Source organism: Candidatus Polarisedimenticolia bacterium (assembly GCA_035764505.1).
Lineage (GTDB): Bacteria > Acidobacteriota > Polarisedimenticolia > Gp22-AA2 > AA152 > AA152.
In genome coordinates this window covers 1-24,846 of record DASTZC010000060.1, presented here as the reverse complement: position 1 = coordinate 24,846, position 24,846 = coordinate 1, and the positions used below count along the sequence as shown (strand labels likewise).

Annotated in this window: 28 protein-coding genes; 14 read left to right on the top strand and 14 right to left on the bottom strand. The window is 65.9% G+C overall.

Annotated features, from left to right (window positions below):
* Positions 1-42: 42 nt before the first annotated feature.
* The 6 genes from VFW45_04340 to VFW45_04315 all read right to left on the bottom strand — a co-directional run bounded on the left by VFW45_04340 (position 43) and on the right by VFW45_04315 (position 5,550).
* Entirely contained in the window at positions 43-1,695 is a 1,653-nt protein-coding gene (locus VFW45_04340) for a ChaN family lipoprotein (protein HEU5179995.1), read from the bottom strand.
* Between the two features lie 32 nt (positions 1,696-1,727).
* Positions 1,728-1,901, bottom strand: a complete 174-nt coding sequence (locus VFW45_04335) for a twin-arginine translocase TatA/TatE family subunit (GenBank protein HEU5179994.1) — start codon at positions 1,899-1,901, stop codon at positions 1,728-1,730.
* A gap of 62 nt (positions 1,902-1,963) precedes the next feature.
* The gene (selB, locus tag VFW45_04330) at positions 1,964-3,889 is read right to left on the bottom strand and encodes a selenocysteine-specific translation elongation factor (protein ID HEU5179993.1); all 1,926 of its coding nucleotides are present in this window, start codon (positions 3,887-3,889) and stop codon (positions 1,964-1,966) included.
* 7 nt (positions 3,890-3,896) lie between these two features.
* On the bottom strand, positions 3,897-4,181 hold the full coding sequence (locus VFW45_04325; GenBank protein HEU5179992.1) for a DUF507 family protein: 285 nt from the start codon (positions 4,179-4,181) through the stop codon (positions 3,897-3,899).
* Between the two features lie 5 nt (positions 4,182-4,186).
* A complete protein-coding gene (locus tag VFW45_04320) occupies positions 4,187-4,465 on the bottom strand; it encodes a DUF507 family protein (GenBank protein HEU5179991.1) in 279 nt (92 codons plus the stop codon).
* A 182-nt stretch (positions 4,466-4,647) separates the two neighbouring features.
* Complete coding sequence (locus tag VFW45_04315) at positions 4,648-5,550, bottom strand: RNA polymerase sigma factor RpoD/SigA (GenBank protein HEU5179990.1); 903 nt, start codon at positions 5,548-5,550, stop codon at positions 4,648-4,650.
* A gap of 444 nt (positions 5,551-5,994) precedes the next feature.
* On the opposite strand from VFW45_04315, the gene VFW45_04310 reads away from it, so the two are divergent.
* The 3 genes from VFW45_04310 to VFW45_04300 are packed head-to-tail and all read left to right on the top strand — an operon-like array spanning position 5,995 to position 8,210.
* Positions 5,995-6,405: a helix-turn-helix transcriptional regulator gene (locus VFW45_04310; GenBank protein HEU5179989.1), complete on the top strand. Its 411-nt coding sequence runs from the start codon at positions 5,995-5,997 to the stop codon at positions 6,403-6,405.
* Between the two features lie 6 nt (positions 6,406-6,411).
* A complete protein-coding gene (locus VFW45_04305; GenBank protein HEU5179988.1) occupies positions 6,412-7,320 on the top strand; it encodes a tetratricopeptide repeat protein in 909 nt (302 codons plus the stop codon).
* Between the two features lie 8 nt (positions 7,321-7,328).
* Positions 7,329-8,210, top strand: a complete 882-nt coding sequence (locus tag VFW45_04300; GenBank protein ID HEU5179987.1) for a hypothetical protein — start codon at positions 7,329-7,331, stop codon at positions 8,208-8,210.
* 36 nt (positions 8,211-8,246) lie between these two features.
* Here VFW45_04300 and VFW45_04295 read toward each other — a convergent pair whose 3' ends face one another.
* The 8 genes from VFW45_04295 to VFW45_04260 all read right to left on the bottom strand — a co-directional run bounded on the left by VFW45_04295 (position 8,247) and on the right by VFW45_04260 (position 15,061).
* Positions 8,247-8,927, bottom strand: coding sequence for a rhomboid family intramembrane serine protease (locus VFW45_04295; protein ID HEU5179986.1), 681 nt, complete (start codon positions 8,925-8,927; stop codon positions 8,247-8,249).
* Between the two features lie 249 nt (positions 8,928-9,176).
* On the bottom strand, positions 9,177-9,764 hold the full coding sequence (locus VFW45_04290) for an HNH endonuclease (GenBank protein HEU5179985.1): 588 nt from the start codon (positions 9,762-9,764) through the stop codon (positions 9,177-9,179).
* 62 nt (positions 9,765-9,826) lie between these two features.
* Positions 9,827-10,957, bottom strand: coding sequence for a D-alanine--D-alanine ligase family protein (locus tag VFW45_04285; protein ID HEU5179984.1), 1,131 nt, complete (start codon positions 10,955-10,957; stop codon positions 9,827-9,829).
* Positions 10,957-12,240 carry a GTPase HflX gene (hflX, locus tag VFW45_04280; GenBank protein ID HEU5179983.1) on the bottom strand — a complete coding sequence of 428 codons (1,284 nt, stop codon included), beginning with the start codon at positions 12,238-12,240 and terminating at the stop codon, positions 10,957-10,959. The genes VFW45_04285 and hflX overlap by 1 nt, the downstream gene beginning before the upstream one ends.
* Before the next feature lie 42 nt (positions 12,241-12,282).
* Entirely contained in the window at positions 12,283-12,798 is a 516-nt protein-coding gene (locus VFW45_04275) for a TlpA disulfide reductase family protein (protein HEU5179982.1), read from the bottom strand.
* Positions 12,795-13,529 carry a cytochrome c biogenesis protein CcdA gene (locus tag VFW45_04270; GenBank protein ID HEU5179981.1) on the bottom strand — a complete coding sequence of 245 codons (735 nt, stop codon included), beginning with the start codon at positions 13,527-13,529 and terminating at the stop codon, positions 12,795-12,797. Before VFW45_04270 ends, VFW45_04275 begins: the two co-directional genes overlap by 4 nt.
* A 13-nt stretch (positions 13,530-13,542) precedes the next feature.
* Complete coding sequence (trxA, locus tag VFW45_04265; protein HEU5179980.1) at positions 13,543-13,869, bottom strand: thioredoxin; 327 nt, start codon at positions 13,867-13,869, stop codon at positions 13,543-13,545.
* A 160-nt stretch (positions 13,870-14,029) separates the two neighbouring features.
* Positions 14,030-15,061, bottom strand: coding sequence for an asparaginase (locus VFW45_04260; protein HEU5179979.1), 1,032 nt, complete (start codon positions 15,059-15,061; stop codon positions 14,030-14,032).
* 108 nt (positions 15,062-15,169) lie between these two features.
* Here VFW45_04260 and VFW45_04255 point away from each other — a divergent pair, with 108 nt between their 5' ends.
* The 11 genes from VFW45_04255 to VFW45_04205 form a co-directional block, all read left to right on the top strand.
* Positions 15,170-16,468, top strand: a complete 1,299-nt coding sequence (locus VFW45_04255) for an MFS transporter (GenBank protein ID HEU5179978.1) — start codon at positions 15,170-15,172, stop codon at positions 16,466-16,468.
* Between the two features lie 221 nt (positions 16,469-16,689).
* The gene (locus tag VFW45_04250; protein ID HEU5179977.1) at positions 16,690-18,510 is read left to right on the top strand and encodes an amino acid permease; all 1,821 of its coding nucleotides are present in this window, start codon (positions 16,690-16,692) and stop codon (positions 18,508-18,510) included.
* A gap of 15 nt (positions 18,511-18,525) precedes the next feature.
* On the top strand, positions 18,526-18,861 hold the full coding sequence (locus VFW45_04245; protein ID HEU5179976.1) for a hypothetical protein: 336 nt from the start codon (positions 18,526-18,528) through the stop codon (positions 18,859-18,861).
* Positions 18,862-18,901: 40 nt separating this feature from the next.
* Entirely contained in the window at positions 18,902-19,402 is a 501-nt protein-coding gene (locus VFW45_04240) for a tetratricopeptide repeat protein (GenBank protein HEU5179975.1), read from the top strand.
* Between the two features lie 142 nt (positions 19,403-19,544).
* Positions 19,545-19,742: a hypothetical protein gene (locus tag VFW45_04235; protein ID HEU5179974.1), complete on the top strand. Its 198-nt coding sequence runs from the start codon at positions 19,545-19,547 to the stop codon at positions 19,740-19,742.
* Positions 19,743-19,848: 106 nt separating this feature from the next.
* Positions 19,849-20,130, top strand: a complete 282-nt coding sequence (locus VFW45_04230) for an HPr-rel-A system PqqD family peptide chaperone (protein HEU5179973.1) — start codon at positions 19,849-19,851, stop codon at positions 20,128-20,130.
* A gap of 28 nt (positions 20,131-20,158) precedes the next feature.
* A complete protein-coding gene (locus VFW45_04225; protein HEU5179972.1) occupies positions 20,159-21,208 on the top strand; it encodes a hypothetical protein in 1,050 nt (349 codons plus the stop codon).
* Positions 21,208-22,740 (top strand): nucleotidyltransferase family protein, encoded by a 1,533-nt coding sequence (locus VFW45_04220; GenBank protein ID HEU5179971.1) that lies wholly within the window; start codon positions 21,208-21,210, stop codon positions 22,738-22,740. Before VFW45_04225 ends, VFW45_04220 begins: the two co-directional genes overlap by 1 nt.
* A gap of 8 nt (positions 22,741-22,748) precedes the next feature.
* Positions 22,749-23,054, top strand: coding sequence for an antibiotic biosynthesis monooxygenase (locus tag VFW45_04215; protein HEU5179970.1), 306 nt, complete (start codon positions 22,749-22,751; stop codon positions 23,052-23,054).
* Positions 23,051-23,920: a hypothetical protein gene (locus VFW45_04210; protein HEU5179969.1), complete on the top strand. Its 870-nt coding sequence runs from the start codon at positions 23,051-23,053 to the stop codon at positions 23,918-23,920. The genes VFW45_04215 and VFW45_04210 overlap by 4 nt, the downstream gene beginning before the upstream one ends.
* 112 nt (positions 23,921-24,032) lie before the next feature.
* Positions 24,033-24,846: LarC family nickel insertion protein (locus VFW45_04205; GenBank protein HEU5179968.1), on the top strand; the 814-nt coding region annotated here is incomplete at its 3' end.

Here is a 24,846-nt window from a genome sequence, read left to right as displayed (position 1 = left end):
AAGTCTATCCCCGCGCGGCATGCCGGCGCAAGCAATGCCGCTTCAGGCGGGCACTCCGGAGAGTTTCTCCACGAGATCGAGGTAGGTGCGCAGGGCGCTCCCGCTCTCCACCATCTTCTTGCGGAACAGGTCGGAGATCTCCTTGCGGGTGATGGCGCCGGCATGGTAGCCGTCGTAGATCTGCTGACCCAGGAAATACCCCAGCTCGTGCACCAGCACGTTGCTGCGTTTCGGCCCGGAGCGGATGCCGCGCAAGAGCTCCCCCGGCACCTCTTCGTACTCCCCGTAGCGCGTCTCGAATTTCTTGTGCAGCAGGATGAAGTCGATGATCTCGCGGAACTCCTCGTAGCTGTAAGGGGTCTTGGCTTCAACCACCTCGGGATCCTTGCGATAGTACTGGTAGAACTCGGTCTCGAAGAAGTGGTTCCGGCCGGGGACAATCAGCTTCGACCCGAAGAACGCGAGCGCCTCCTCCACGACACGACCGTAGAAGAGATCGTGGGCCGGCAGCCGCGCGGGGGCCTCCTCGTACAGCTCACGCTTGAGGGCCAGGTTGACGAAGTGGGCCGCTTCCTCGCCGCCGTGCGCCAGATCGAACTGGCCGAGGAAGATGGCGTTCAGCCTCGGCACAAAGCAGGAGCCTTTCTTCTGGACGTGCGCCAGGATCGCCTCGCTCTCGTCCGAGCCGAGGTGGGCGGAGCGCAGAATCTTGCGGAAGACCGCCTCCTCGAGGGTGCCGTAGACCTCGGGATAGGCGTCCACCAGGTACTCGCTGCAGCGGCCTGAGTCCTTTCTCAGGCAGTGGGTGTACTTGTCGATGCGCAGGAAATCCAGAATCGTGTCGATGATGTTGTAGACGGTAGGGGTCAGGTCGACATCGGAGTCGTCCTCCTGCTCCCCTTTCCAGCGGTCCAGCACCTGGCGGTACGACTCGTATTTCTCGAGCGGGCTGGCGTTGAAGACGCAGTAGGCGTCGTCCGCCACCTGCACGACGTCGCGCCCGGGCTGTCCCTGCTCGGCCAGCTGCCAGTAGAGGTTCTCGAGGTTCTGCACGACGGTCAGCATCGAGGCGGTCCTGTGGCGCCGGCGCAGGGCGTGGCGCACCCTTCCTGGGAGGTGCTTGCGGCCGAGGTGGGATTCTCCGACGATGACCAGGAGGCGCGCGCCCGGGTTCTTCTCCGCCACCGTGGCGATGCGGGCGGCAGCGTAGGCATCGCGCTTGCGGATGTGACGGAAGCCGCTGCGCGGCTCGCAGTCGATGCCGTACACCGGCACCGAGCCGTCGCGCGCCGCCTGGAACAGGGGCCGGAAACCCTGCCAGTCGTAGCCCCATTCCAGGTCGTAGCGGATGCGGCGCAGGAACTCGTCCTCGGAGATCTCGCCCGACATGAAGCGGTCGAGAATGCGCTGCTGCCGGCCGTAGATCATCTCCAGGCAGAGGATGGTGCGGCCGCGGGAAGCGATCTCACTCAGCAGGCGCGCCTCGAACGCCTGGCAGGAAGGAAGCGCGTGGTAATCGCCGATGAAGACGATGTCGCTGTGGACACAGGCTCGCAGCAGGTCGTCATAGGAGCTGATCTCGCGGAACTGCTCGAAGTCCTGGTGGAATTCCTGGATGTACTTGCGCGCCGAGTTGGGGTCGACTCCGAAGATCTCCCGCTTCAACCGGGCGACGACCTGGCGCTGAAAGGCCACCTCTTCACGCAGGGCGGCGGAATCGCGGCGGGTCAGATGCCTCCTCCCCCGGAGAGGTCGTCATCGCGACCTTCTCTGGCCGCGTCCCGAAACTTGCGCACGGCGACCCCGAGGCTGCCGGCCAGCGCGGGAAGCCGGCCGGCACCGAACAGCAACAGGAAGATGAGAGCGATGAGAAGGATTTCGCCGATACCGAACGATCCCATGAGCAGTCTCCGAGGCCAGTCTAGGAACGCGACCATCGACTGTCAAACCGGAGGAACGCGGCTCAGCGAACGGGAGGCAGGATGCGCCGGCGATCGCCGTCGCGGCGCGTAACTCTCACCGTATCCAGGTATTCGAGAAGCGGGATGGCGTTCTTGCGGGTGGTCCCCGAAAGATCCTTGAAGGTCGCGATGTCCAGGAGATCGGACGTCTTGCCGTGCTCCCAAACCCTCGCCTTGAGGGCTTCCAGCGCCGCGGCGTGGAAGATCCGTCCTTCCTGCACGCGCACCAGCTTTCCCTGTTTGACCAGTAGAAAGAAAAGGTTCTCCGCCGTCTCGCGGCTCAGCGCCAGATCGGCCACGACCTGGGCCGGGTCGGGAGGATTCAATCCGGCATTTCGAAAGCTCTCCTCAATCCGCTCTGAAGCCGACACTTCCGCCTCCTTGAGGGTCACCTTGTGGCTGGCGGCCGCCACCAAGTCCCGATCCACGCGCAGGCGCCCGCGGCGCGCTCCTTCTTCCAGCAGCGCCCGGAACAGCTCCCCCGGAGCGCGCCGGAAGAAGCGGGAGCGGATTTCTTCCTTGGGAAGGCCGACCTGCAGCGGGTGCTCCCGGTGAAAGGCTTCCAGGGCACCGACAATCTCTCCAAGGAGCTCGTCGTGAAGGTCGGCGGCCAGGAAGCGGGGTGGCTCGGAAGAGACGCGGATGATTTCCCCGGATTTCAACGGACCGGCGAGGGACTCGAGGAGGAACTCGGCCGACCATCCGGTGCGGGCGCGCAGCTCGGTGAGATCCATCCCCTGTTTCCCCCCGCCACGGACCAGCTCTTTCAGCCGGATTCCTCCGTCGGGACTCTCCAGGCTCTGCAGCCGGCGGGCCAGGGTGGCGGCTTCCGGGGCACGCAGCTTGCGGGGCAGGTTGTCGAGAATCACCCCGCCGCCGAGCGTCGCCGCCGGGGAAGGACGGCGCAGGATGAAGCGATCTCCCGGAATAGCAACCGCCGGGCGGGAGAGGCGGATCTGGGCGAAGCCTGACTCCCCGGGCTCCAGGCGCTCTATCCCCGCCAGGCGGATCCTTCCCAGGGTCTCGAAAGAGAGATGGTGGAAGCGGACCGGCATCTGGTCTTCGATGCCCGCCTCGCTAGAGAGGGCCTCCACCTTCACGTCCAGCAGGCGCGATGGCCGCAGGACGTCGCGCGGCGCCAGCAGGTTTCCCCTCAGCACCGCGGCGGCTTCCAGACCTTGAAGGTTGACGGCGGTGCGCTGGCCCGCCGAGGCTTCGCGCCGTGCCTCGCCGAAGACCTCCAACCCTCGGACCTTGGCGCGCTGGCGCGTTGGAAGCACTTCGATCTCCTCCCCTGTCGTCACGCTTCCTGATATCAGCGTCCCGGTGACGACGGTGCCAAAGCCACGGATCGAGAAGGAGCGGTCCACCGGGAGCCGGAAGACGCGCCCCAAGGGGCGCCCCGGGACCGAGCCCGCCTCCGCGGCGAGCGCCTGCTTCAGCTCGTCGAGACCGGCGCCGGTTTTGGCGGAAACAGCCAGGATTGGAGCCTGCTCCAGGAAGGAGCCGGCGACGAACTCCCGCACCTCGAGGCGAACGATCTCCAGGATGTCGGTATCGACCAGATCGGATTTGGTGAGGACGATGACTCCTCGCGGGATGCCGAGCAGCCGGCAGATCTGGAAGTGCTCGCGCGTCTGCGGCTTGATCGACTCGTCGGCGGCGATCACCAGGAGAACCAGGTCGATTCCGCCCACGCCGGCCAGCATGTTGCGCACGAAGCGCTCGTGGCCGGGGACGTCCACGAAACCGGCCTGCGCGCCGCCGGGCAGCGCCAGCGAGGCGAAGCCCAGATCAATGGTGATGCCGCGCTCCTTCTCTTCCTTGAGTCGATCGGGATCGATGCCGGTGAGGGCGCGGACCAGGAGGGACTTGCCGTGGTCGATGTGGCCGGCGGTTCCGATGACGAGGCGGCGGGGCGCGTCCACGGCCGGCCTACTCCTTCAGCCGCTTCACCTTGCTCAGCTCTTCCTCGTAATACTTGCGGAAGAGGAGGTCCCATTCGGGGCTTCCCTCGGGGATGCCCCGCTTCTGGGACTCGATCTTGCGGCGGGCCGCATCCTCCATCGCGTCCTCCTGCTCCAGCTCCGTCTTGAGGAGCGTGACGATGCGCTGGCGCACCTCGTTCTCGTCCCCATGGTAGTCGACCCTGTCGTCTTCCAGCAGGGCGTCCAGCATCAGGTGGGAAAGGTGGACGATCTTCTCGTGGCTGAGCTTCATGGGACCTACAGGATGATGTGGCGCTCGCGCGCCAGCTTGGTCTTGATCTTGCGGAACATCTCCTGGTAGTTGATGTCGCCGCGCGAAATCTCCTCGGTGTACTTCTCCATGATCTCGCGCACCTCCAGGTTGAGGCGGTCCTCCACGGCCAGGTCCTCGGTGAAGACCCGTGAGAGGAGATCGATGATGCCCCCCGGCTCCTCCGTGGAGATTGTCCCCTCCTTCATGAGGGCATGGACGAGCCGCTGGGTGACCGTTTCGACCTGATCGCGCGTGAGTCTCATGGCCTGCCTCTCAGGAATCCACGGGGACGGCCGCGGAGTGCGGGAAAGAATAGCACATCGACCCGTCGCCGCCATGGGCGGCCCTGCGGACGGAGCGAGCGGCGGCGGGCCCCAAAAAGGGGCCTTGCGGGCAAAAAAAAGGGGCCTTGCGGCCCCGGATACGGAAATCGGCTGCGCCGGAATCAGTGCGACAGCCGCAGCCTCGAAGTTTCGATCCTGGCGATGACCTCGACCCGCTCCCGCGTCTTGCTGCGGGCCAGCGCGCGGTTGTGCGTGATGAGCTTGCGCAGCCGCTTCTTGGCCTGCGCCTCGATCTGTCGCACCCGCTCGCGGCTGATCCCCATGCGCTCGCCGATCTCCTTCAGGGTGAAGGTGCGTCCGCCTTCCAGGCCGAAGCGGTCGACGATGACCGTCTTCTCCTGCTCGTTCAGGTCCTTCAGCGCCAGGCGGATCAGGACTTCACTCTCCTCCTTGAGGAGCTCCTCTTCGGGGTTCGTGGAGCCCTCGTCGACCAGGTAGTCGGAGATGGGAGTGTCTTTGTCGCGGCCGATCTTGTCGTCGAGCGACAGCTCGCGCAGCTTGATCTGCAGGATCTCGTCGATCTTGGCGATCGTGCTCTGCAGCTCGCGGGAGATCTCCTCACGGTCGGGCTTGCGGCCCAGCTCCCGGACCAGCGCACGCTCGGTGGCCCGCACGTTCTTGACTTTCTTGAGCTGGTAGTTGGGGATGCGGACGAGGTTGGAATGCTGCGACAGGGCCCGGAGGATCGACTTGCGGATCCACCAGATGGCATAGGTGATGAACTTGGTGCCTCGGTTGTGGTCGAAGTGGTGCGCCGCCTCGATCAGGCCGATATTCCCTTCGTTGAGCAGATCTTCGAACGGCAGGCCCAAATTGCGGTACTCGGAGGCGATCTTGACGACGAAGGAGAGGTTCGATTCCACCAGCTCGTTGAGGGCCCCGTTGCCGTCCTGCAGCGCGGCGGCCAACTGCTGCTCTTCCTCGCGAGTCAGGAGGGGGAACTCACCGATGTCGGAGAGATACTTCGATACCGAACTGCTACGCTCCTGGGGCCTGGATTCCATCCACTACCTCAACTCAGGGCCTCCGTCGGGTGACGAAGGGTGGAACCGGCTGCTCAGGCTGACGGCCCGCAAATATTTCGCCCTTGACAATGGCCCCTCATGGGCCTAAACTTACGTCAAATTTCTGATGCTTCGTCCTGCTCCTGACGCTCAGCGAAAACCGACGACCAACAGGGTTTTGACATGAAAAACCGGGTTACCCTCCATGCAAATCGGTGGCGGCTCCGGAATCTCAATGGACCTTCCCCGTGCTCTGGTTGCCAAGCGTCGAGCGCCTCGAGAATCAGAAATTTGGCGTTTTGGACGAGCTTCGTTGTGAGCTGACGACGTGATTATAAGTTTCGCAACAATTCGTGTCAAGGAAATTTTGCGATAGCAGCATTTGCCGTAAGCCGCATCAACCAAGGCTTTTATCGGGATTTGGCTCCGAAAAGGACAGCGGTCGTGGGATCCAGCCGAGCGAAGTACCGGCAGCCTCTCCTGGTAGGTGATCGCATCCGGACTCTGCGCAAAGATCGGAACCTGACTCAAGCGGAGCTCGCGGCCAGCATCGGGATCCAGCAGTCCGATCTCTGCCGCATGGAGAACGGAGAGTACAAAGTCAGTCTCGAAAGCCTCTTCAAGATTCTGTCCATTTTCCAGATCAACATCGCGGAATTCTTCCACGAGGAAGCCCCGCCCAGTATTTCCGACAAGGACGTCGATTTCCTTCGGGAGTTCCAGAAACTGGACGCCGAGGCCCAGCGGGAGGTCTGGGATTTCATGCGTTTCAAGCGCTTCGAGGAGGGCGGAGGCGCCCCCGACCTGGATTTGCCCACGGGTTTCCGCCAAGAGCGGGACCACAAGAAAGAGTAGGTCGGTATGGATAGAGCATGGAAGGATAGCTACGACCAGCTCACCAAGGAGGCGTACGAGGAGGTGCGTCGCGGCAATTTCAAGACCGCGATGGACATGTTCGACCTCGCCAAGCGTCTCGCGGAATCGGGCCCGGACCAGAAGGAAATCGATCGCTCCATCTGCAACCAGAGCACGGTGCATCTTTGTCTCGGCGACTTCCGGGCCGCAGAGCAGGGACTGCGCGAGATTCTCCTGCGCTGCACCGATCCCCAGATCCTGTTCATCGCTTCCGCCAACCTGGCGAGCAGCCTTTCCAAGCAGGGAAGGATTCATCGCGCCTTCTTCTACTGCCGCAAGGCGCTGGCGGAAAGCGCGTTCCTCGAGCCCCACTGGAAGGCGATCGCCAGGAACCGGCTGGCGAATCTCTACCTCATGCAGAGCTATTTCCGGGAAGCGATTGCGGAGTACCGAGAGGCGCTGCGCATCGCGCGCGAGGCGGGACTGGCGGAGCGCTGGCCCACCGAGCACTACCTGGACAACCTGGGCTACTGCCTCATCCTCGTGGGAGAGCACCGCGAGGGCATCCTGCACATCCACGAAGCCCTCGGCCTGGCGCGCCCGCGCCGCAACCAGCGCTGCATCACCGAGTGCTTCCAGGACCTCAGCTTCGCCTACATGCAGCTGCGCTCGCTGCGCAAGGCGGAGATGTACGGGCGGCGGGCCCTGGGGATGGCTCTGCGCAAGCAATACACCGACATCATCAAGACGTGCTACTACCTTCTCGGCGAGATCCACTTCCTCCAGGGGAATGAGAAGGAATCGGATTTCTACTTCGGAAAGCTACAGGAATTCTATCCGGGACTGGACTTCCTGAAGGACTTCCTGAAGACCTTCGACGTCAGCAAGATTCTCAACTTCAAGAACCCGAGTTAGGTGCGACGATGAGAACGATAGCTCGTTGGGGTTTCGTTGCGGCGGCCGCGCTCCTCTTCGTCTCCAGCATCGGGGCGACCGTAATGGTGGTTGACGTCGACGGGACGAGCTACTCCGTGGACGTGGTGGAGGCACCGGGGGGAACCTCGGAAGACTCCACCGCCCTGGAGCTGACGCTCACGAACGAGTCCGGCACACAGACTTCGCTCATTGCCCCGACGCAGGATCACCAGGCGGACCACGACCCGTTCCTCATGCTGGTCCCGGGAAGCCCGGGGCCCGTGCTGATCTGGTCCCGCCGGAACGGCACGTTCGATCAAATTGCCTTTTCCAAGTTCGAGAATCAGCAGTGGTCCCCCGTCGAGTACCTCACCAGCTCGCCGCGGCACCATGTGCGCCCGGAGGCCGGCGTCGACGCCTTCGGCACCGGCTACATCGTCTGGACCGAATTGGGACGCAACGGCTCCGCCATGCTGGCGACTTTCGACCCGCTGACCGGCAACCTGGAATCGAGCCCGCGCGACCTGTTCCGCGAGCTGGTGCGGAAGGCCCCGGCCGAAATCCTGAAGGCGACTCACGTGCCGACGCTTGACGCTCCGATCCGGGGCGGGGGCCGCAACAACCATTTTGGTCCCGACGTCACCCCGGATGGCGGAGGAGATGTTCCGAACGTTCCTCCCGGAGCCAGCAACAACACCAACTCCGTGATGATTGCCTCGCCGGCCTGCGGCAACGCGGTCGCCGGAGTCGCCAAGAATCGCGCTCTGTGGCTGGGGATCCTGCATCACGGATCGGTGGTGCAGAACTTCCGGTCGGTGGTGCCGGAAGGGGCATCGGACGATTACGTGGCCCTGCTCCTCCAGACCATCCTGGAGCAGCACTGCAACTGAAGGACTGAGCTTAGGAATCCGATACCCCTATCACCTTTAGTGGTAGGGGTATTTTTTTCGCTCTTCGTCGCCGTCGAAGACCTGGAACCGCCGGCGCCGTGCCTTCCACCGCACCTCCGCCAGCCAGTCCCGCAGCCGCCACGCCTTCTTGAGATAGACGTAGCCGAACAGCATCCCTCCCAGGTGCGCGAAATGGCCGATGCCGTCGGAGACCCAGCTGGCCGATGCCAGCAGCTCGATGCCCCCCATCAGGAAGACGAAGTGCTTGGCCTTCATCGGGAAGATGAGCCAGAAGAGTATCTCGCGGTTCGGGAAGGTCATGCCGTAGGCAAGCATCACACCGAAGATGGCCCCCGAGGCACCGATGGTCCGGCTGCTCTGTGAGAAGAAGCAGGTCACGATTCCCGCGCCCACGCCGGTCAGGAAGTAGTACTTCAGGAAGCGGGAGGAGCCCCACAACCTCTCCATCTCGGCGCCGAACATCCAGAGCATGAACATGTTCATGAGCAGGTGCATCAGATCGCCGTGCAGGAACAGGTAGGTGGCTAGCTGCCAGACGTGCAGCCTCCCGTAGACCATGTCGGGCTGCAGCGCAAAAAGGCGCACGAAGACACCGTCCAGGCCCAGGCTGTGGAGGATGAACTCGAAGAGGAAGACCGCTGAGTTGGCGATGATCAGGCCCTTGACCGCCGGCGTGATCGCGCCTCCGATACCCATCGAAGCGCCGCCGCCGTAAGCCCGATTCATGATGCCGGAAAATACCACACTTGGAAGGACCCCGCCAGCCTCGGCAATCCGCCCGCGGCGAGGGAAATCAGGCCTCCGGGGTGTCGCATCAGAAACCGAGTTGGCAAAGAGGGCGCCGTGCCGCCCGGATCGCAAGGCACGTCGAGTGCCGCGATGCCGTTCAGCCGCCGGCCGTCTTCCGGCCGGTCGGCTGTAAGGGCAGTTATTTCTGGTTGGCGACTAATCGATGAGCTCTGTATTCCAGTAGGCAACGTCCAGGAAGTTCTTCCAGGACTCGTAGCGGGAGTGGCTGAAGGTGAGTTTGACGAACGGGTGCCAGCGCGGCTTCACCGGCAGCTTCACCAGGTGCATCCCTGCCTCGTGCGGCAGCATGCCGCCTTTGCGGCTGTTGCAGCGGACGCAGCAGCAGACCACGTTGTCCCAGGTCGACTTGCCGCCGCGCGACAGAGGAGTGACGTGATCCAGGTTCAGATCGCTGGTCGAAAAGCGGTGGCCGCAGTACTGGCAGCGGTTACGATCGCGGAAGAAGATGTTCTTGCGGGTGAAGCGGACGTCGTGCCGCGGGAGCCTGTCGAAGTGCAGCAGGAGGACGACGCGCGGAATGCGCACCCGGAAACCCGGAGTGGCGATGAACTCGTCGTTGCCCTGCGGCGGGATGTCCTTCCAATCCTCCCAGTCGTAGGTGGTGTAATCGGGCGCCACCGCCCGAACTTCTCCCTTGTAGAGCAGGCAGAAGGCCCGGCGGACTGAGGTGATCTGGATGGCCTGGAACAGTCGGTTGAGGACGAGAACGCCGGTGTCGGTCATATCGAAGGCCGTGCAGCCTCACTCATAAACACCGGTTACGATAATGCGCCCTCCCCTCCTTGTCAAGGATCCTGTCGCCCCGAGCCGGGACGGAAGTCGCTGGAAGAGCGCCGCTTGTCGTCCTGGCGCTCCAGCGCAAGGTCGAGCAGCCGGCCCAGCAGCTCGGGATAGGGAACTCCGCTCGCCTCCCACAGCTTGGGGTACATGCTGATGGAGGTAAAGCCCGGCAGCGTATTGACTTCATTGAGGACCAGGCGCCCTCCGGAGCGCTTCTCCAGAAAGAAATCGACGCGCGCCATGCCGCAGAGATCGAGCGCCCGGAAGGCGGCCAGCGCCATGCGGCGCACCTCCTCCGCGGCCTGCGGGGAGATCGGGGCCGGAATCAGCAGCTGCGACCCCTCGTCGATGTACTTCGCCTCGTAGTCGTAGAACTCCCGCGACGGGACGATCTCGCCGGCCACCGAGGCGACCGGCGCGTCATTGCCCAGCACGCTGCACTCGATCTCCCGCGCCTCCAGCCCCTGCTCCACGACAATCTTGCGATCGTAGCGGAACGCCTGATCGAGGGCGCGTCCCAGATCCCCGGAGCTCTTCACCTTGCTGATGCCGACACTGGAGCCCGTATTCGCGGGCTTCACGAAGCAGGGATAGCCCAAATCGCCGGGCAGCGACCGCAGGACGGCGGCACGATCCTCCTCGTAGGCGGCGCGCAGCAAGGTGCGGCTGCGCACGATCGGCAGCCCCGCCTCGTGGAACACCCGCTTCATCACGTCCTTGTCCATCCCCATCGACGAGCCGAGCACACCCGAGCCGACGTACGGAAGATCCGCCATCTCCAACAGCCCCTGGAGCGTACCGTCCTCTCCCTGGCCTCCGTGGACGATCGGGAACACCACGTCGAGCGAAATCGCCTCCGGCACCGACCCGGGACGCAGCACCAGGATGCCGTGCACGGCGGGATCCGGCGGCAGCGTGCAGGGAATCCGGTCGGAAGCCTGCGATCCCTCCCGAAAAAGCCTCTCCCCATCGGAGGAAGTGAACCAGCGCCCTTCCCGTGAGATGCCGATCGGCACCACCTCGTACTTCGCCGCGTCCAGGTTCTTCGCGATGGAGCGGGCCGACACGATGGAGACTTCGTGTTCCACCGAGCGTCCCCCGAAGATCACGCCCACCTTCAATCTGGCGCCCGCCATCAGCTCCCTCCCGCCTCTTGGATGAGCCGCCCCAGCGACGCGGCATCCTTGCGCCGTGCCCGGTAGCGGATGACCAGCTTCCCATCGACCATGGCGCTCCCCAGCACGTCGGCGATGGCGTGGATGCGCGCGATGGCCGATCCGGCCGCCGGATCCACGGCCGCCTGCCCCATCACCGTCTCCTCAGCCGCCGCCTCCTCCAGCACCCGGCGCAGAACCTCCATCCCTCGGCCCTCGACCGCCGACACCAGCACCGCCGACGGCTCAATCCGCAGCAGCGCCAACCGGTCGCTCTCCGCCGCGAGGCGATCGGCCTTGTTGAAGACGGTGATGACGGGCTTGTCGTCCAGCTTCATCTCCGCGAGGATCTGCCGCGTCGTCTTCATGTGATCCTCGAGCGAGGCATCGCTCGCGTCGACCACGTGCAGCAGCACGTCCGCCTCGCGCGCCTCCTCCAGGGTGCTGCGGAAAGAGGCCACCAGCTGCGGCGGTAGCTTGCGGATGAACCCGACCGTATCGATGAACAGGAAACGGGAGAAGCCGTCGCTCCCCTGCCGCACGAGCGGGTCGAGCGTGGCGAACAGGCGGTCCTCGACGAAAGCTCCGGCGCCCGTAAGCCGGTTCAGCAGCGTCGACTTGCCGGCGTTGGTGTAGCCGACGAGCGCGACCTGCGGCGCTTCGCTGCGGCGCTTGCGGCGCTGGCCGCGCTCCTGCTCGATGCGTCCGAGCTTCGACTCGAGATGGGCGATGCGCTTCTGGATCAGGCGGCGGTCGGTCTCCAGCTGGGTCTCTCCCACACCCCGAACACCGATGCCGCCCGCCTGGCGCTCCAGGTGGGTCCAGCGCCGCGTCAGTCGCGGCAGCAGGTAGCGCAGCTGCGCCAGCTCCACCTGGACGCGGGCTTCGCGGCTGCGCGCCCGCAGCGCGAAGATGTCCAGGATGAGACCGGCGCGATCCAGGACCGGCACGCCGAGATCGCGCTCCAGATTGCGCGCCTGGGCCGGCGACAGGTCCTCGTCGAAGATGACCAGCCCGGCGCGCAGCGACTCGACCGCGCGCGCCATCTCCTCGATCTTTCCCCGGCCGAGCACGCGCGCCGGATCCCGCCGCTGGCGCTCCTGCACGAAGACGCCGCTCACCGTTCCGCCCGCCGTCTCGGTCAGGCGGGAGAGCTCCTCGAGGTGTTCCTGGATCTCGTCGGGGGTCTGGCGCGGGCCGCGGACGCCGGCGAGGATTACCCGCTGGCGGGAAGTGCCGAGTCGGAACTCAGGCTGGACGTTCATCGATGCGGGCGCTCCGCGGTAAGGCGCCGGCCGGCGCCGGCCTCAGCCGCTGCGGCGCGGGGAAAGGAGCTTCTCGATCCGCCGCTCATAGTCCTCGGGCAGCTGGGCCCCTTCGTAGACCACGCGGCCATCCAGGTCCAGGATCAGGTTGGTCGGAACGGAATTGATGCGATACAGCTCGAGGACCTTGGTCCCGCTGTCGAACAGCACGGGATAGGGCAGGGAGAACTCCCGGGCGAAGCTCTTCACCTTCTCCAGGTCCTGGCCGTAGGGGCCGGTGAGGGCCAGTATCTCGAATCCGGAGCCGTGATACTTCTGGTAAACCTCCTTCAGCCGCGGGATCTCCAGGCGGCACCCGTGGCACCAGGCGGCCCAGCCGACGATCTGCACGACCGACTTCCCGCGATAGCTCTGCAGGGCAATCTTCTTTCCCGAGAGATCGGTGAGCGTGAAAGGAGGCGCCAGCTTGCCGATCAGGGATTCATCCGAGGCGGGCGCGGCGCCGGGAAAGGCAAGGAATACCGCCAAGCAGGCAGCGGAGAGGAGCCAACGTCTCATGGCATCAACCTTCCCATCCGGACGAGGAAATACTCGCCAACCAGAATCATGCCGAAGCCGAAGACTTTCTTGACCGTCACCATCCAGGCCCCCGCCCTGGGAAGCGAGGTGAGCGCGCCGGCGAAGATCCCCAGCAGCAGGAGGAGGAACCCGAGGCCGAGCGCGAAGGCGAACAGCAGCGATGCCCCATAGGGCACGTTACCGCGCGATCCGACGTAGATCAACACGGTGCCCAAAACGGGCGCCGTGCAGGGAGCGGCCACGAACCCCGAGGCCATCCCCATCACCATGGCTCCGAGGTAGCCGTCTCCCCGCTTGCCGCCGCGCGCCAGGATCCCGGGCACCGGAATCACGATGGCATCCAGCATCGACAGCCCGAACAGGAGGATGATGTTCCCCACCACGAAGTAGACCCATGGGTTGGTTGAGATTTGTCCGAAGAAGCGTCCGGTCAGCGCGGCAAACGCCCCGAGCGCCGCATAGACGATCGCGATCCCCAGGACGTAGACGACGGTGCGCGTCGCCGCGCGCTTCTTCGAGCCGGCCTGGGAGCCCCCGATGTAGGTCACCGTTACCGGGATCATCGGATAGACACACGGGGTGAACGATGTCAGGACCCCCGCCGCGAAGACGATGAGATAGGCGAGCGGCGAGAAGGAGTCGAGGCGCGATTCCAGCAGGACCTTGAGCTGTGCGTTCCAGCCGTTCAGGAGATCCTGGAAGGATTGCATCAAGCGGGGAAACTCAGAGAAGCCGCTGCAGGCGGGAGACCAGAGCGCTTTTCTGCGACGGACCGACGAGGGTCTCCTGGACCCGCCCGTCCTTGAAGAAAATCACCGTCGGGACCGACATCACTCCCAGGCGCACGGCGGTCTCCTGGGCAAGGCCGACGTCGATGGTGGCGACCTTCGCCCGCCCCTCGAACTCGGCGGCAATCTCCTCGAAGATCGGGACCATTTTCTGGCAGGGGCCGCACCACTCGGCAGAAAAATCGAGCATCACCGGAACGTGGGATTGAAGCACTTCCCGGTCGAAGTTGCCGTCCTGAACATCCAGAATCTTGGTTCCCATGGCTTACCCTCGTCGCGGGCAATTCTGGTGGGGCCGCCCGTTCCAATAAAGTCGGGGGCACGGGGGCGTGAGGCGGGCGTCATTATAGCACGCAGGTTTTGGGCCGAGCGCCAATTATCCGGCTGTCGCCGCCCGCTCCGAACCAGTCTGCGGGCTGCCTTCAGCGCAGGTCGAACAGCGCGCCAACCTTGCCGACCACCCGTCCCCGGACATTGCGGACATCTGGAAGTCTCTGGGATTTCAAGACTTTCGCTACAGCGCCCGCCTCCAGCAGCCCGAGCTGCGCAAGCATCTCCACGGCCACGCTGGTACGCGCCCTGTCGCCATCGCCGTCGGCAATCTTGAGGGCGATGCCGATCCCCTTCCCGCCGTCACGGTAAGCCATGCCGTAGAAGCCCTCGGCGCCGATCTTCGAGATGAAGACCCCGCCGATCGCCCGCATCAGGGCCGTGTCGAGCCGGCCCGTGCCGCCCACCATCCCCGGATAGGCGCGCATGGCGGCGACCACCCGGCCGGCCGCGGCGCGCTCCTCGGCCGTCCCAAAGCGCGGATCCAGCAGCCGGGCATAGGCCAGCGCCGCTTCCCTCAGGGAGAGTGCAAAAGTCGGCGCGGAGCAGCCGTCCACCCCTCCGAGAATGGCGCCTTCCGAAACTCCGGTATAGGTCGCGAGGACTTTCCGGATGGTCGATTGCACCGGATGGTCCGGATTCAGGTAGTCTCGCGCGGGAATCCCCCAGTGCCGGGCGAGCGCCAGCATTCCCGCATGCTTGCCGGAGCAGTTGTTGTGCAGGACCGAAGGAGAGCGCCCCTTGCTCGCCAGCGCGGCGGCCGCGGGACGGTAGAACGGCATGTGCGCGCCGCACTGCAGCTGGCCCGGCTTGCAGCCGGTCTTCTTGAGAATGGAAAGAACCGCGTCGAGGTGCGGCTTCTCGCCGTTGTGCGACGCGACGATCACCGCGAGCTCCCGAGCCGTGATGCGGAAACGATCGACCGCCCCGGAAGTCAGGAGCGGGAGCGCCTGGAACGGCTTGGCGGCGGATCGCAGGAAGGCGGTCGATTCGGGGCTTCCCACGCGCGCCAGCACCTCGCCCCGGCAATCGACCACGGCGAGCGCGCCGTAGTGCACCGACTCGATCGCCTCGCCGCGTGTCACTTTGACCAGGGGCTGGTGTCCGAACTCGATCGCCGCCATGGGATCTCCTGTTCCGGCCGGCCGGGATTCTAGCCGGGTGCCCCACCCCGCACAAGCGCCGTCTATAATGACGCGTTCTCCGACGCTCCTCCGACCCGAGGGACCTTCTTGAGCCGTCCTCCCCTGCCTTCGCTGCGGGCCGCCCTCGCGCTTCCCGCCGAAGGGTGGCGCCGCAATCAAGCTGCCGTGAACATCGCCGCGGGCCTGGTCTTTTTCGGCTTCACGCTGGTGATGCCCTTCCTGCCGCTGTACGTCGCCGAGCTCGGGGTGGTGGGAGTGGAGCGCATCGCCTTCTGGTCCGGATTGCTCCTGAGCGCGCCGCCCCTGCTGGCGGCGCTGCTCGGCCCGTTCTGGGGCAGGATCGCCGAGCGCACCGGCATGAAGCTGATGGTGGGGCGCGTTCTCATCACGATGACGGTCATCTGGGCCCTGATGTACTTTGCCGAGAACGTCACGCAGGTCCTGATCCTGCGCATCGTGCTGGGGATCTTTTCCGGTTTTTCCGCCATGTCGGCGGCGCTGGTGACCCAGGGCTGTCCGCACGAGCGCATCGGCCGCGCCATCGGGACGCTGCAGGCAACTCAGATCCTGAGCACCGCGGCAGGTCCCTTTGCAGGAGGGCTGCTCTACGCCCTGGTGGGAATCCGCAACGCTTTCCTGGTCACCTCGGCCTGCTGCGCCTTCGCCCTCATTCTGATTCTGATCCTCTACCGGGATTCCGCCGCCACGGCCCATCCCGCTCCCGGGAGCCTGAGCGGCGCCGACTCGAGGGGAAGCCGCTGGAAGCTCGTCCGCTCCCTTCCCGGCTTCCTGCCGCTCATCCCTTTCCTGTTCCTGGTTAACCTCGTGGACCGCTGCTTCCCCACGGTGATCCCGCTCGTCGTGCAGTCGATGGTGGGGGACGATTCGGTGCGCGTGGCCACCAGCTCCGGCCTCATCGTCACCAGCTACGCGCTCGCCGCCGCGGCCTCGGCCTATGTCCTGGGTCACGTGGCGGCGCGGCGCCGCCCCGCGGGCATCCTGGTGGGCGTCCTCTCGGGCTCGGCGCTGCTGACCGCCCTGATGGTGCTCTGCAGGACACCGACGCAGTTCCTGGTTCTGCGGGTCCTGGCAGGGATCCTGGCCGGAGGCGCCCTGACCCTGGGCTTCGCGGCGGCCGGTCCGCTCATCCCGCCGCATCGCCGCGCCTCGCTCTACGGCATCCTGAGCAGCGCGTCGCTCCTGGGTGGAGCGGTCGGCCCGCTGGCCAGCGGCATTCTGGTGGCGATTCATCTCAGGGCGCCCTTCGTCGCGGCGGCCCTGACTTACGCCGGGCTTGTGCTGTGGGTGATGATCCGGCTGAGGGATCTGCCGGCCGCGGGCGCCCCGGAGCCGGCACTCGCCACCCGGCCGGTCAACCAGGTCTAGGCTTCCCTTCCGCCTCGGCGGCCTCGTTCTGTGAGCCCGAGGGCCCTCCCGGCGGCAAGCGCCCCGAAGCCGGAGCCCGCCCTCGCCACGCGACCCGTCGACCAGGCCCAGGGTCGCGTGCCAACGGTCTCGTCTGATTTGCGGTTGACACTGCCGGGGCCGTCTCCGTACACTGCCGCGGCTTCTCCCTGTGCCCTGCTTCCCGGGAGCCGCGCAAACCGATGCTCGAGTCGCTCTTCCGCACCAAGAACGTCGATCGGATGACCCGGGAGGCTGACGGAGAAGCGCACGGGCTGAAGCGCTCCCTCGGCTGGCTCGATCTGACGATGCTGGGGATCGGCGCCGTCATCGGCACCGGGATCTTCGCCTCGATCGGGACGGCGGCGGCGGGGAACGCCGATCGCCCCGGGGCCGGCCCCGCCATCATCCTCTCCTTCATCCTCACCGCCGTCGCCTGCGTCTTTTCCGCCCTGTGCTACGCCGAGTTCGCCGCCATGATCCCGATCGCCGGCAGCGCCTATACCTACGCCTACGCCACCCTGGGCGAGATGATCGCCTGGATCATCGGCTGGGACCTGATCATCGAGTACGCGGTCGGAAACATCGCGGTGGCGATCTCCTGGTCGGCCTATTTCAACGACGTCCTGAAGCACGCCTTCGGCCTCACCATCCCTCCGTGGCTGGCGACCGACCTCAGAACCGCCCTGCGCACTCCCGAGATCCTCGACGCCGCACCGCACCTCTTCGGGTTCCCCATCGTCATGAACCTGCCGGCCGTGGCGATCGTCGCGCTGGTCACCTGGGTCCTGGTGATCGGGGTGAAGGAGAGCGCGGCGGTCAACAACCTGATGGTGGGACTCAAGCTCATGATCCTCGTGCTGTTCGTCTTCGTCGGCTTCAACTATGTGAAGGCCGAACACTTCACGCCCTTCTTCCCAGGGGGCTGGGCCGGCGTGCAGGCGGGAGCCGCGATCATCTTCTTCTCCTACATCGGCTTCGACGCCGTCTCCACGGCGGCGGAGGAGACGCGCAACCCGAAGCGGGACATTCCCATCGGCATCATCGGCTCGCTCGTCCTGTGCACGATCATCTACATCGCGGTGGCCGTGGTGCTGATCGGGATCATCCCCTATCCCGAGCTGGGGATCGCCGATCCGCTGGCCAAGGCCCTCTCATTCATCGGCAAGGATTGGGCAGCCGGCGTCGTTTCGTTCGGCGCGGTGGTGGCGATGACGGCGGTCCTGCTGGTGTTCCAACTGGGACAGCCGCGCATCTTCTTCTCGATGTCGCGCGACGGACTGCTGCCGCGCTGGTTCGCGCGGGTCCATCCACGCTACCGCACGCCGCACGTCACCACCATCTGGACCGGCGTCTTCGTGGCGACCTTCTCGGCCTTCGCCTCCATCGACGAGATCGTGGAGCTGACCAACATCGGCACCCTGTTCGCCTTCGTACTGGTATGCGTCGGCATCATGGTGCTGCGTCACAGCGAGCCCGATCGCGTGCGCCCCTTCCGCACTCCCTGGATCCCGCTGCTGCCGATCTGGATCGCCCTGCTCGCGTACCTTCCCGGCCTGGTCGCGAAGGCGGCCGACTGGGGAAGCAGGCTGGAGCTGGTCATCATGATCGGCATCGCCCTGACCGGCACCGCTTTCTCGGGCATCGGGCTGTTCAACAAGGCGACGGGCAGGCCGGTCCCGGAGCTGGTCAAGACGGAATTCGCGCTGGCGGGAGTCGCTTCGTGCATCTGGCTGATGCGGGGCCTTCCCACGATCACCTGGTGGCGCTTTCTGGGGTGGCTGGCGGTCGGCCTCGTCCTTTACGCCTTGTACGGGTACCGCCACAGCCGCCTGCTGGAGAAGCCCCTGGCCCTGCCGCGCCACGTCGCGATCCTTGCGGTGGTGAGCATCGGGGCGTCCCTGGCGGCCTGGATCCTGCTGCGCTCGACCGATTGGTCCACCGGGAGCCTTGTCGCTCCGATCCTGATCCTCTTTGTCTTCTCGCTCTACGCGATGTCGGCCATCCGGACCCGGACCTCCTGATCGGCCGCGGGGAACTTGCTGCACGCGCTTCGCGACTTGCTCGGGCTGGGCACCGATTGGCTGCACGACGCCGGCGTGGGGCTCAGCCTGCTCCTCCTGACGGGAGGGCTGGCGGCCCTGGCGAGAAGAATCACGGCGGCGCTGCGTCGCGAGCCGCCGCTGGATTCCACCCAGGTTCTGCGGATGCTGGCGGTCTTGGGAGCCCTGGGCGGATTCGCGGCCTACCTGCGGGAAGTCTCCTACGCCCAGGCGGGCCATGACCTGACCCTGGGCGGGCTGGCCGCCCTGGCCTGGATGGCCGTCGTTCTGCTCGAGACGTTGCGCCGCCCTCCCGCCCGCAGAGGGAAATAAGGACCATCCGTTCCAGGTTTTGAAGCCTGGGAGGAAGCGCATGGAAAGAACCGACGAAAAGACCATGCACGCCGAGCAGCGCGCCGCCCATCTCCTCAGGAACGCCTACGAGCGCCAGATGCAGGGCGACTACCAGGCGGCAATCCAGCTGTACCGGGCCTCCATCGACGCTCATCCCACCGCCGAGGCTCATACCTTCCTGGGTTGGACCTATTCCTTCCTGGGCCGCTACGACGAAGCGATCGCCGAATGCAAGACCGCCATCGAGGTGGACCCGGAGTTCGGCAACCCCTACAACGACATCGGCTCCTACCTCGTTCACCTCGGGCAGATCGAGGAGGCCATTCCCTGGCTGGAAAAAGCCAAGCTCGCGCGTCGCTACGAGCCGCGCCACTTTCCCTATCTCAATCTGGGCCGCATTTATTTGAAAATGGGACGGGTCCAGGAAGCCACCCGGGAGTTCGAGCAGGCCGAATTCATTCACAAAACGCTGGAAAACAGCGACTTGGCCGAGGATGACGAGGGTGCGACCATTCATTGAGCCGGAGCAGTCCCGGCAATAAGATGGACCAGGCCTCTTGACATCCTCTCCGCACTCGGGATAGCTTTGCGTATCGACGGACGGCAAAAGCACTTATTCCAAGCGGTCTTCACGACCCGGCGGCAAGACAGGAGCGGATGAGATGGCCAGCAATCGACGTCCTTACGAAGCTCCCTCCATCACCAGCTACACCGAATCGGAAATCATGGAAAGAATGGGATCCACCACGTCGTACGCAGCCCCCACCCTGGATACGGCTCCGGGTGCCGATCCGACCGGCTCGTCAGGAGGATCGAACTCGAAGGGTGGGCGTGGCAGAGGTATTGCTGGCAAGGACTGATCTTACGGATCGACGGTCCCGATGAATCGAGGGCAGCTCGTGACCGCGAGCTGCCCTTTCTTTATTATCGGGGTTCTCTTCGCGCGGATACGCGTTCCAGAGCGCAATGATTTCCACTCCCACCAGCACGGTTCAGCCCCGCCGCCGCGATGGCCTCGAGGAGCAGTCCATCGGAGGCGACCTGATGGTCTATGATGCGCGCGAGGGAGCCGTGCACCTCCTGAACGAATCGGCCGCGCACATCTACAGCCTGTGTGACGGAAGCCACGATCTCGACTCGATCGAGCGCGACCTGCGAGCCGAGTTCAAGGTCCCCGGGGATCGCGATGTCCGAAGCGACGTCCTTGGCGCACTCCGCGCGCTGCGCTCGAAACAGCTCGTTTTCTAGCCTTCGCCTGCAACTGCTCGGCAGCTCCGTGCGCATCCTCACGGACGACCTCTCCGTCGCCGGATTGCTGCGCTTCCAGTACCGGCACTTTCTCGCGCCGGGTGCCCTGCGCGCCCAGCGGCGCATCGTCCTGAGGCTGCACGCCCCGCGTCCTTCCATCACCATCGCGACAAGGCGCTTCCCGCTGCCGCGCTCGGCCCCCGCGAGCCACGGCCTGTCGCTGTTGACCGAAGCCCTCATCGACGCCCTGCGCGGCTACCTGATCTTCCACGCGGGGGTCGTCTCGAGCGAGGGCCGCGCGCTGTTGATTTGCGGCCCGCCGGGATTCGGCAAGACGTCGCTCGTGATGGAGCTCGCCCGGCGCGGCTGCGGTTTTCTCTCGGACGACTACGCCCCGATCGGTGTCCGCGATGGAGCGGTGCATCCGTTCCCGCGCAGCGTCGCGATCGTCTCCGATTCTCCCTGGGCGCGCGACCTGCTCCGCGTCTCCAAGGTCCGCGAGTGGGGCAAACACTTGCTGGATCCCGCGGCGGTCCCGGGAATGAGAGTGGGAGGTCCGTCGCCTCCCGCCGCGGTGCTTCTCCTGGGCCCCCGTTCCGGGACCGCCCAGACCTACGATCTGGTTCTCGACGAAGCCTGCCGCCCGTCGCTGCTCCGGAGGCTTTCCGGCGCCCGGGTGCGCCCTTTGCGCCCGTCCACGCCGGGGCGCGCGCATCTGCGTGTCACGCTCCCCGAAGGAAGGCTGCTCGCCGCGCGGCTGCAGGACTGGTTCAGCCAACACCGTGCGCGTGTCTATTCGATGGAACGCGTGCGCAGCCGCGCCGGAGCCTTTCGCCGGCGGCTGGCGATGCATCCGGTTCCCGCGGGCGATGCGCTGGTGGAGATGCTTTCGGACCTGCACAATCGGCGCCCGCAAAGCTCTGCCCTGGGCCGCGGCAAGATGTCGCCCGGCCTGCTCCTGGTGACGGCGGCGCGCCTGCTCGGCCATGCGCGCTTCGTGCGTCTGAGCGGTGGCACGCCTCCCGAGCGTGCCGAAGCGGCACTCGACATCCTGCATCATGGTGGGGCAAGAGCTTGATGGCGACGCAGCCGGATCGCATGGGGCTCGAGCTCTACCGTCTATGGAGAGGCTCGTGGCGACGCAGCCAGATGGCTTTTTCGGGCGGCAGCATGATGCCGCTCACCGAGCATGCCACCGGACTCGTCGTCTCGCATGGGTCGCAGGCACCAAGGCTCGGCGACGTCGTGGTCATCCTGCAGCCAGGCGGCCTGGTCACCCACCGGATCATCGGAAGCGAGATCGGCGATACCGGCTCCCGCCGCTGGATTACCCAGGGGGACGCTTCATCGCAGGCCGACCCGCCGATCGATCCGACCGACGTGATGGGAATCGTGGTGGCGCTGTCGGCTCCGCATGGTGCCCGCTTTATCGCCGGGCCCTGCTGGGAGTGGGTCGGGAAATGGGCGGCGGCGCAGACCCGCTGGGTAACGCGCGCCGCGGGAGCCTCTCCGAACCGGGTGGGCCGCTGGACCATGGCCCTGCACCGCCGCGCGCTGCGCGGTGCTTTCGGGATCGCCGACGCTTTGGAGAATCTGCGCGCCGGGCTGGAGGACTGGCAGGTGGATGCCTACCGCCCGCCTCTGGCCCGCCTGATTGCGCAATGTCGAACCGGGATGGCGCCCGCGGGGGATCTCATCGACTCGGGCCTGCGGGCTGCCGAAGCGCTCGGCATGGACTTGCTGCTCTTGCGATGGGTGGCGCAGCGCGGCCTGCACGGCCAGGCCGCGGGCGCCTGGCTGGAGCGCCGCAAGGCCACCGTCGCCTTCCATCAGCTCCGGTGGCGGCCGAAGCTGGAGGCTGTGGTACAAGCTTTGCGCGGCATCGGCGTCGAGCCGATGGCGCTGAAGGGCTTCGCGCAAAGCCTGACGCTCTACCAGGAAGACGCGCTGCGGGAGATGCGCGACGTCGATCTCCTCGTCCCCTCCGAGCGCGAGACCGATGCGCGGGCCGCGCTCGAGACGCTCGGCTTCGTGCCATGCTTCCAGGAGCCGCGGCCCGAATCGCCTCGCCACCATCATGGCGCCCCACAGATGGATCCCGGCTCGGGCCTGGTAATCGAGCTGCATCGCGAGGTCGTGCCGGAGCGGGTCCTGGAAAAGCCGCTGACGGATGCCTTCCGGAGCCGCGGCGAGACGGTGCGCTTCGCGGGTGGAGAGTTGAGGGTTCCCTGCCGCGAGGACCGGCTGCTGCATCTCTGCCTGCACCTCAGGCTGCACCGCTACCTCGGCTGCCTGCGCGATGTTTTGGAAATCGCCCTGCTGGTCGATGACGATACCCCGCCCTGGGACTGGGGTAAGCTCGAGCGCATGGCGCGTGAATGTGGCGCCGGGCCCTCTCTCTGCGTGGGGCTCCGTCTGGCGGTCCTGGCCTTCGGCGCCTCTGTGCCGCCCGAGTTTCTGCGGCACCTCCAATTGGAGATGCTGCCTGCACCGCTCGCCGAGACGCGCATCCGTTTTCTGGCGCGTCAGCTCACCGGATGGTCGCCGGTTCGGCGCGACGGCTGGGCCAAGGCCGCACGCCGGCTCTGCAAAGCGGTCGCTCCGCTCTGAGGTGTGTCGTGGCCTACGTGATCGTCTGGGAATTCGTGGTGCATGCCGCGACGCGGTCAGAGTTCGAAGCGCTCTATGGACCGCAGGGCGTCTGGGCAAAGCTGTTTGCCAGCAGCCCCTCGTTCCTCGGCACCCGGCTCCTGCGCGAAACCCGGGATTCGTCGCGTTACCTGACCTTGGATCGCTGGCAAGACCGGGATGTCTACGAGGATTTTCTGCGGCGACACCTATCCGAGTATCGTGATCTCGATGCGCGCTGCTCGAGCCTGACCCTGCGGGAATCGCCCCTCGGCTGCTTCGAGGAAGTGGAATGAGCGGCTTTTTTCGAAGGGTCGTGGCAACGGTCTTCCTGCTCGGGGCGGCGCCTCTGGCCGCGGCCTCGGAGCCCCAAGGCGTGGAATCCGTTGTCCCCGCGCCGCCCATGGATCAGATCGGCGAGCCCCATCCCCATGGCTGGCGCCAGGTGGGCAGCGACGCCCGTTACCTCTGGACACGGCCCGCGCACCTGGATCGCGTCGGCGTCACCAAGGTGGCCCTCACGGCCGGGACGGTGGGTCTGCTCTACCTGTACCGCGAGGAGATCCGCCGCTGGGTCCAGGAGCGCAGCGACCCGCAGACTTCCGAGTTCCTCGACCGGATCAGCGTCATGGGACATGAAGGCTTCGCGCCGACTCTGGCGCTGCTGGCTTACGGGGCATCTTTCGCGACCCGGAATGCGCGCGAGAAGGAGACCGCGGTCCTGCTCCTCGAATCGGCCGGTCACACCGCGCTGCTCACCGGCATCGGCCAATCGGTGCTTTCCACGCAGCGCCCCTTCGACGGCGAGGAGATCGATTATTTCTCTCGCCGCGGTCACGGCGTTTCCGGCCATGCCGCCCTGGCCGCCTCCGTCGTCCCGATCCTCAGCCGCCAGTACCTGGTGGTGCATTCCGACGACTCGGCCGCCGCGAGGTTCTGGAAGGTGGGTGGGGCCAGCGCGCTGTACGCCGGGGCGTTCCTGACCGGCTATCAAAGGCTGGATGCCGACGAGCACTGGGCGCCGGAAGTCTTCCTGGGCCTGGTGACCGGCTTCAGCGTGGGGCAGATTCTCTCCGACTCGCACGAGAGGGCGCGACGCGAGCCTCCGCCGGTCAGCTTCTCGATCGGCCCCGGCTCCTTCCAGGCGCGGGTGAGCTTCTGAAGGGGCGCCCCCGTGACATCCCCGGCGCCGCGTCCCATTTGACAGTCCTCCCACCCGCCGATAGCATCCTGACCCCGGCACTTCGACATTCCAATGAAAGGACGCTCCTGAGATGAAGCGGAGAGCTTCGGCCTACGGGCTGCCGGGCGCGGCCCGCCGGGTCCTCTACCTCGACTGTTTCTCCGGTATCTCGGGCGACATGTTCCTGGGTCTCTCCGTCGACCTGGGCGTGAGCCTGGCGACGCTGAAGCGGAGCCTTGCGAAGCTGCCGCTGGGCGGCTACTCCCTGTCGTCGCGGCGCGTGCTGCGCGGCGGGCTGGGGGGCACGCAGGTCCAGGTGAAGATCGACGATTCGCCGCGTCGTTCCATCCCGCGCCGCGGGCGCCACCGGGCCCGCGCTCCTTTGCCCCGGCACGACCACGGCCACTCTCACCCGCATACCCCGCATCGCGGCTGGCGGGAAATCCGCCGCATCGTGGCGGCCGGCGGATTGCCTCCGACGGTCCGGTCGCAGGCGCTGCGGGTTTTCGAGACGCTGGTGGAAGCGGAGGCCCGGGTGCACCGCATCGAGCCCGAGGCGGTTCATCTGCACGAGGTGGGAGCGGTGGACGCCATCGTCGACATCGTGGGGGCCTGCCTCTGCCTGCACGAGCTCCAGGTGGATCGCGTGATCGCCTCGCCGCTGCCCGCCGGCTCCGGAATCATCCGCTGCGAGCACGGCATCTTCCCGGTGCCGGCGCCCGCGACGGTCGAGATCCTGAAAGGCAAGCCGCTTTTCGGCGGCCCTTTCGAAGGAGAGCTGGTCACGCCGACCGGCGCGGCGCTGGTGGCAACGCTGGCCGAAGAGTTCGGACCGATCCCGCCGCTGCGCCTCGAGAAGGTGGGCTACGGCGCCGGCAGCCGGGATCCGGACGATCACCCCAACC

Coding starts and splice junctions, on each gene's coding strand:
- VFW45_04335 (HEU5179994.1), bottom strand. CDS start 1,901: ATGGGATCGTTCGGTATCGGCGAAATCCTTCTCATCGCTCTCATCTTC.
- VFW45_04325 (HEU5179992.1), bottom strand. CDS start 4,181: ATGAAGCTCAGCCACGAGAAGATCGTCCACCTTTCCCACCTGATGCTG.
- VFW45_04320 (HEU5179991.1), bottom strand. CDS start 4,465: ATGAGACTCACGCGCGATCAGGTCGAAACGGTCACCCAGCGGCTCGTC.
- VFW45_04315 (HEU5179990.1), bottom strand. CDS start 5,550: ATGGAATCCAGGCCCCAGGAGCGTAGCAGTTCGGTATCGAAGTATCTC.
- VFW45_04305 (HEU5179988.1), top strand. CDS start 6,412: ATGGATAGAGCATGGAAGGATAGCTACGACCAGCTCACCAAGGAGGCG.
- VFW45_04300 (HEU5179987.1), top strand. CDS start 7,329: ATGAGAACGATAGCTCGTTGGGGTTTCGTTGCGGCGGCCGCGCTCCTC.
- VFW45_04295 (HEU5179986.1), bottom strand. CDS start 8,927: ATGGGTATCGGAGGCGCGATCACGCCGGCGGTCAAGGGCCTGATCATC.
- VFW45_04290 (HEU5179985.1), bottom strand. CDS start 9,764: ATGACCGACACCGGCGTTCTCGTCCTCAACCGACTGTTCCAGGCCATC.
- VFW45_04285 (HEU5179984.1), bottom strand. CDS start 10,957: ATGGCGGGCGCCAGATTGAAGGTGGGCGTGATCTTCGGGGGACGCTCG.
- hflX (HEU5179983.1), bottom strand. CDS start 12,240: ATGAACGTCCAGCCTGAGTTCCGACTCGGCACTTCCCGCCAGCGGGTA.
- VFW45_04275 (HEU5179982.1), bottom strand. CDS start 12,798: ATGAGACGTTGGCTCCTCTCCGCTGCCTGCTTGGCGGTATTCCTTGCC.
- VFW45_04270 (HEU5179981.1), bottom strand. CDS start 13,529: ATGCAATCCTTCCAGGATCTCCTGAACGGCTGGAACGCACAGCTCAAG.
- trxA (HEU5179980.1), bottom strand. CDS start 13,869: ATGGGAACCAAGATTCTGGATGTTCAGGACGGCAACTTCGACCGGGAA.
- VFW45_04260 (HEU5179979.1), bottom strand. CDS start 15,061: ATGGCGGCGATCGAGTTCGGACACCAGCCCCTGGTCAAAGTGACACGC.
- VFW45_04250 (HEU5179977.1), top strand. CDS start 16,690: ATGCTCGAGTCGCTCTTCCGCACCAAGAACGTCGATCGGATGACCCGG.
- VFW45_04240 (HEU5179975.1), top strand. CDS start 18,902: ATGGAAAGAACCGACGAAAAGACCATGCACGCCGAGCAGCGCGCCGCC.
- VFW45_04235 (HEU5179974.1), top strand. CDS start 19,545: ATGGCCAGCAATCGACGTCCTTACGAAGCTCCCTCCATCACCAGCTAC.
- VFW45_04230 (HEU5179973.1), top strand. CDS start 19,849: ATGATTTCCACTCCCACCAGCACGGTTCAGCCCCGCCGCCGCGATGGC.
- VFW45_04220 (HEU5179971.1), top strand. CDS start 21,208: ATGGCGACGCAGCCGGATCGCATGGGGCTCGAGCTCTACCGTCTATGG.
- VFW45_04210 (HEU5179969.1), top strand. CDS start 23,051: ATGAGCGGCTTTTTTCGAAGGGTCGTGGCAACGGTCTTCCTGCTCGGG.